The following is a 6267-nucleotide window of genomic DNA, read 5'->3' on the forward strand; positions in this document are numbered from 1 at the left end:
TTGCCGAGGGCGTTGCCGCCGAGGGCGACGACGATGCGATCGGGCTTTCCGTACGGTTTACTCATAGTGTTCGTTCACTTCCCAGCTACTAGCGAAGCGTCGCGTACATCATGGCCTTAATGGTATGCATGCGGTTCTCGGCCTCCTGGAACACGCGAGACTGCGCGCTCTCAAAGACCTCGTCGGAAACCTCCATCTCGGTCACGCCGAACTTCTCGGCAATCTCGGCGCCGATGGTGGTCTGCGTATCGTGGAAGCTCGGCAGGCAGTGCATAAAGATGGCGCCGGGGTTTGCCTTGGCCATGACCTCGGGCGTTACTCGATAGGGAGAGAGAAGATCGATTCGGCTCTTCCACAGCTCCTCAGCCTGGCCCATACCGACCCAAACGTCCGTATAGATCACGTCTGCATCCTTGACGCCCTCTTCGATATCCTCAGTGAGCTGGATCGTGCAGCCATTCTGAGCGGCGATCTCCTGGCAGCGCTCAAGAAGCTCGGGATCGAAGTGCGTGGCGCCCTCGACATCGCCCTTGGGTCCGCAGGAGCAGAAGTTAATGCCGAGCTTGGCGCAGATAACCATCAGGGAGTCGCTGACGTTGCCCTGCTCCTTGCCCATATAGGTGAGCTTCATGCCGCGCGTGTCGCCAAACTCCTCACGCATGGTAAGAATGTCGGCAAGGGCCTGGGTGGGATGGTACTCGTTGGTCAGACCGTTCCAGACGGGAACGCCAGCCTTGGCGGCAAGCTCCTCGACGATCGACTGGTCGGAGCCGCGATACTCAATACCGTCATACATGCGACCGAGCACGCGGGCGGTATCCTCGATGGACTCTTTCTTGCCCATCTGCGACGAGCCGGGGTCGAGGTAGGTCACGCCCATACCCAGGTCCATACCGCCGACCTCGAAGGCACAGCGCGTGCGCGTTGAGGTCTTCTCAAACAGCAGGACAATGTTCTTGCCCTCGAGAAAGCGGTGCGGATAACCGGCGCGCTTCATATCCTTGAAGTTCTTTGAGAGGTCGAGCATGTACTCGATTTCCTCGGACGTAAAGTCAAGCAGGGTAAGAACGCTTCGACCAGAAAGATTAAGAGCCATGATTTGAGTCCTTTCGGTTGTTGGAACACACAAGGAGGGATGGGCGGCGCAGACCACACGCGCCGCCCAGATACGCTAACGCTGACTAGATTTCCTCACGCCAGAACGGCATGGTCATGCAACGCGGGCCGCCGCGACCGCGAGAAAGCTCCTCGGAGGGAGCGACGAGCAGCTCGACGCCAGCCTTGTAAAGAGCATCGTTGGTTACAACGTTGCGCTCATACACGCAGACCTTGCCCGGTGCGACCGCAAGAGTGTTGGAACCATCGTTCCACTGCTCACGGGAAGCCTCGATCGGATCGCCACCACCGCACTCAATCATGGTGATATGGTCCATACCCGTCGCAAGCTCGAGGATATGCTGCAGGGTGCCCTCGAGTTCCTCGATATGCACCTCCCCCTCCGAATCGCCCTTGGTCAGGCGGTAGGCACGAAGCGTCTGGTAGATGCCGGGATAGACCGTGAACTTATCGCGATCGACCTGCGTGCAGACGGTGTCGAGGTGCATGTAGGCATAGCCGTGCGGAATCTTGATGGCATAGATGTTCTCGATCTCGGCCTCATCGGAACCCCAGAACATATTCTTGGCGAGCTCATCGATGGCTGCAGTCTGGGTGCGCTCGGAAATACCGATGGCGAGCGTCTTGGCGTTGATGTTGAGGATATCGCCGCCCTCGATATGCCACTCGCTGTTGTGGTCATACCAAATGGGGCTACCAGCGTAATCAGGATGGTTACGCAGCACCGTTTCGTAGAAGATTACTTCGCGATTGCGCTGATTCCAGTACATGCGGTTCATGGTAGCGCCCTTGCCCACGACAGCCAGAGGGTCACGGGAGAAATACGAGGCCGGCATGGGGAACAGCACCATATCGTCGCCCTTCAGCTCGTCGCCGTCCAGGCTGGCAAGAGAGCCGCCGACATGCGGGATCTCGAGGTCGCGCACATACAGTCCGCCCATAGCTGTGAGGACAAATTCCTTGTTGTCCTTGATGGAATCGAGCTTCTCGACAACCGCCTGGCGAAGAGCGGCGTTCTTGATACCCGACTCGTTCATGAACTTTCCCATGAACTCCGCACGCGCGCCCTCGACCTTATCAAACGTCTCGGCAACCAGCTCTTCCATATAGACGACCTCGGCGCCAGCGCCGCGAAGAAGGTCGGTAAACTGATCGTGCTCTTTCTGGGCATAGTCCAGATAGAACGCGTCGTGAATCCAAACGCGGTCGAAATCCTCCGCCTTCATGTTTACAAGATCCATACCGGGGCGATGGACGCACACCTTCTTGAGGGCGCCAATCTCGCTATGAACGTTCAGTCCTTTGTTCATCTCTATCCTTCTTTCTCACAACTTGTATGTGGGGTTTTGCATTTACGGCAGGGGGATAAGACCCGAAACCGCAGTGAATGCCATGCAGATAACGCTTACGACCAGGAAGAATTTCCAAGCGATCTTCCACCACTGGCCAAGCGGAATCTTACAGACGCCAAGACCGGCAACGAGCATCGCGCTTGTCGGCGAAATGAGAGACATGGCAGCACTGCCCATGGAAAGGCCGGTAACTGCAGCCTCGGGGTTTAAGCCCATCAGCTCAACAAGCGGGCCGAAAATGGGAATCGTAAGAGCAGCGATGCCCGAGGAGCTCGGAACGAGGATCGACAGAAGGTTATCCACGACGTAGAGAATGCTCGTAAAGATAACTGCCGGAACTCCAGAGAGAGCCGTGGCGAGCGTGTTGAGAATCGTATCGATGATGAGGCCGTCATTGGCGATTACGAGGATTCCGCGGGCGAGGCCAACAACGATGGCAGAGAACGCGAAGTCTGCAATTCCCTTAACGAACTCGCCAGCGATCTCCTTCTCATTCATCCCGGAAACAACACCCGAAAGAAGGGCCATGGCCAAGAAAATCGCAGAGATTTCGTTCATGTACCAGCCCTGGGCCACCAGACCCCAAATGATGGCGGCAAGTCCAAGCACGAAAATAACCATAACGGCTTTCTGCCTACCGGTGAACTCGCTATCGAGGAGATTCTCGTCCGCACCAAACTCTTTGCGCTTCTCGATATCATCGTGGAAAGCTGGGGATGCCTCGGGATTCTTCTTAACCTTGAGGGCATACATCACAACCCATGCGATGGCAACTGCCGTGAGCACGACAAGGGCGATAGTACGCAACCAAAGCTGGGGGTTGCCCTGGATACCGAGGATGCCCTGGGAAATCAGGACGTTGAACGGGTTTACGGTAGATGCGATGTATCCGATACGGGCACCCACAAACACCGTCATGAACGCTGTAATTGAGTCGAAGCCCATGGCCATCATGATCGGCATAAGAATCGCAAAGAACGGAAGCGTCTCCTCTGCCATACCAAAGGTGCTGCCGCCCAAGGCAAAAAGCGCCATTAGGATCGGAATGATGAGGACGTCCTTGCTCTTGAACTTCTTCACCACTCGGGCGACGCCGCTCGTGATGGCTCCGGTCGCCGTGATGACCTGGAAGGAACCTCCCACAATCATAATGAATGCAACGACCTCGACCGCTTGCTGGATGCCGATCGCAGGGGCCTCAAGTACTTCGAAGATGCCTTGGCGAAGATCGACCTCGTTGCCGTCCTCGTCCGTATAGACCTTATCGACAGGCTCATAGGTGCCCGAGACCGTTACCTCGCGACCGTTAACCTCCTGGCGCTCAAACGAACCCGAAGGCACGACCCAGGTCAGAACGGCAAATACGGCCATCAAGACGAGAATGATGGTGTACACGTGCGGGACTCGAAGAGTGCGCTTCTTTTCTGTCTCTGCCATCTCTCCTCCTTAATTCAGGGGTTTTTCGTTGCCGGCAAAGCCATTGTGTCATCGCGCAAAACACCCTTCCGTCTCTTCGCCCGCCAACGAAGCGCATCGACCCGTAAACGGACTTTAGATTGACGTAATTTGTCAATTTGCTTTCTAGATTGATGTTTAACATCAATTACTAAGCCGGTTCGTGCCATTCACCTGTGACAGATATGATGTAAATTGAATCGAACTCGTAATGTGCCACTATGGAAGCAATCAATACTCATCGCCAAAGCGAGGTCTTATGTCCGCACTACATGTTCAAAACGAAATAGGAAAGCTAAAAAAGGCCCTCCTGCACTGCCCCGGCCCCGAAACGCGCAACTACCCCGACGGGCAGTTCAATCGGGTCTTTACGTTGCGTCCGTCTAGCAGCTCATTCGATCTTGATAAAGCCCTTAGGGAGCATCATGCTTACTCGGCGATGCTCGAGCACGAAGGGGTAGAGATTCTCTATCTTGAAAACCTTCTTACCGAAGCCCTTGATGCGACAGAGCAAGCGCGTCGCTCTTTTATCGATAGCTACATTTCAGAATGCGGCGCGCGGGGCATTGAGCTCGAGTCTGCCATTCGCGAGTATCTTGAGCATATCGAAGGTTCCCGCGACCTGGTCCAGGCAGCCGTCAACGGCGTTCGCTACTCCCAGGTCTTCGACACGAACAAGGAGGTGTTCAGCCTCTCAAAGCTGACGGGAGACGCATACTCACCCGACGACCTTCTCATAGCCCCCCTTAACACCATGTGGTTCACGCGCGATCCAGCAAGCGTCATCGGCGAAGGTGTCACGCTCAACCATATGTACTGGCCAGAGCGCAACCGTGAGGTTATCGCCTATAAAACGATTTTTAACTATCATCCGGATTTCCGCGAGACTCCTCAGTTCTTCAAGCATGAATCGACTTACCACATTGAAGGCGGCGACCTTCACAACCTCAACAGCGAAAATGTAGCCGTTGGCATCTCTCAACGAACCGAGCCAGCAGCTATAGACACCCTAGCGAATAACTTGCTCTGGGACGAGAACTCGACTATTGAGTCCGTATGGGCCATTGAGGTTCCCTACGATGATCTCTGCATTCATCTCGACACATACTTTGCTCGTGTTAACTATGAGACATTCCTCATTGACCGGGAGCTCCTGGACCAAGCGCGGGTCTACTGCATTACACGAGGCAGATCGGAAAGGACAACCCGGGCGCGTCATGTCGAAGGCGGACTAAAAGAAGCGCTGGGATTAGCCCTGGGTTTAAGTTCACCGCAATTTATCCCTTGCGGCGGCTCAAATCCCGGAGCGGCAGAGGTCGAAAGAACCAACAATGCTATAAGCACGCTTTGCCTGGAGCCCGGCAAGGTCTGCGTATACGAAGAGAACACCGAGACGAACAAGGCACTGGAGCAGGCCGGTATTGAACTTGTTCCCATCTCCATCTTCGAGCTGACAAACGGCTTTGGCGGCCCCAACTGCCTCTGCCTTCCCCTCGTCCGCGCTTCATAACATGGGAACGGGTCAAAACATAAAGGCGCTTCGCAAGCGCGACCAGCTCACGCAGGAGGAGTTCGCGGCACTCGTCGGCGTCTCCAAAGAAACGGTATGCCGTTGGGAAAAGGACCGCTATGCCATCCGCCGGTCGACACTGCTCAAGATCGTTTCGAAATTCAATCTGCAGCTTGACGACCTCGCATCAGAAACCGCAGGGCTTGCCGCAAAGCTCGACCACGGAGGACGGAAGCCGAATTCCAAGGAAACTGCTACTGACTCCCTTTGCGATGTATTTAAAATCCAGATGAATGGAGGCAGAACAGGACTTAAGCAGACCGGAACAACGGCGCTCCCCTCATCCGTATTCAAAAAACATCGCGGGTGTTTCTTTGTTCAAATGGACACATCTGCCATGTCCAAATGCTATCCGATGGGATCCTTTCTCCTAGTGGACCCCAACCTGAAGCCCTGGAACGGATGCTCCGTCCTCGCCTTGTCCGATAATTCCAGAGTGGTCATACGGCGGTATAGCACCGGCACGAACACAGTGATGCTGTCATCCTACTCATATCGCACATCGGAACCGGATATTGTGCTGGACAAACGCCGAATCAGGATTCTCGGAGTCATCGTCTGGTTTCAGGCATCCCATGACCTGAGCATCTAATTGGATCGGATCTTGTCATTGGGGACAGACTTAAATGAGTGGTCATTGGGCGACCACTCATTTAAGTCTGTCCCCAATGACCACCCATGAACAGCGACCTCAATAGCAAAAGCCCCGCAGTCGGAGCGGACTGCAGGGCTCATGAAGAGAGGCTAGTTTGTGGGCGCTTTGCCTGGCGCCCA

General features: G+C 55.1%; 5 protein-coding genes. 2 read left to right on the plus strand and 3 right to left on the minus strand.

What is annotated here, in order from left to right:
• Positions 1-88: 88 nt before the first annotated feature.
• From argF to DW892_RS10195, 3 genes are all read right to left on the minus strand, one after another.
• Complete coding sequence (argF, locus tag DW892_RS10185; RefSeq protein WP_117767348.1) at positions 89-1096, minus strand: ornithine carbamoyltransferase; 1008 nt, start codon at positions 1094-1096, stop codon at positions 89-91.
• Positions 1097-1181: 85 nt separating this feature from the next.
• Complete coding sequence (locus DW892_RS10190; protein ID WP_117758013.1) at positions 1182-2426, minus strand: arginine deiminase family protein; 1245 nt, start codon at positions 2424-2426, stop codon at positions 1182-1184.
• Positions 2427-2468: 42 nt separating this feature from the next.
• Positions 2469-3905, minus strand: a complete 1437-nt coding sequence (locus tag DW892_RS10195; RefSeq protein ID WP_187365029.1) for a YfcC family protein — start codon at positions 3903-3905, stop codon at positions 2469-2471.
• 277 nt (positions 3906-4182) lie between these two features.
• Here DW892_RS10195 and DW892_RS10200 point away from each other — a divergent pair, with 277 nt between their 5' ends.
• Together DW892_RS10200 and DW892_RS10205 are read left to right on the plus strand one after the other, a co-directional pair.
• Complete coding sequence (locus DW892_RS10200; protein ID WP_158549404.1) at positions 4183-5433, plus strand: arginine deiminase family protein; 1251 nt, start codon at positions 4183-4185, stop codon at positions 5431-5433.
• A gap of 1 nt (position 5434) precedes the next feature.
• Positions 5435-6085, plus strand: a complete 651-nt coding sequence (locus tag DW892_RS10205) for a LexA family transcriptional regulator (RefSeq protein ID WP_117584182.1) — start codon at positions 5435-5437, stop codon at positions 6083-6085.
• The last annotated feature ends 182 nt before the right edge of the window (positions 6086-6267 follow it).

Source organism: Collinsella sp. AM40-7AC (assembly GCF_003468125.1).
GTDB classification, from domain to species: Bacteria; Actinomycetota; Coriobacteriia; order Coriobacteriales; family Coriobacteriaceae; genus Collinsella; species Collinsella aerofaciens_O.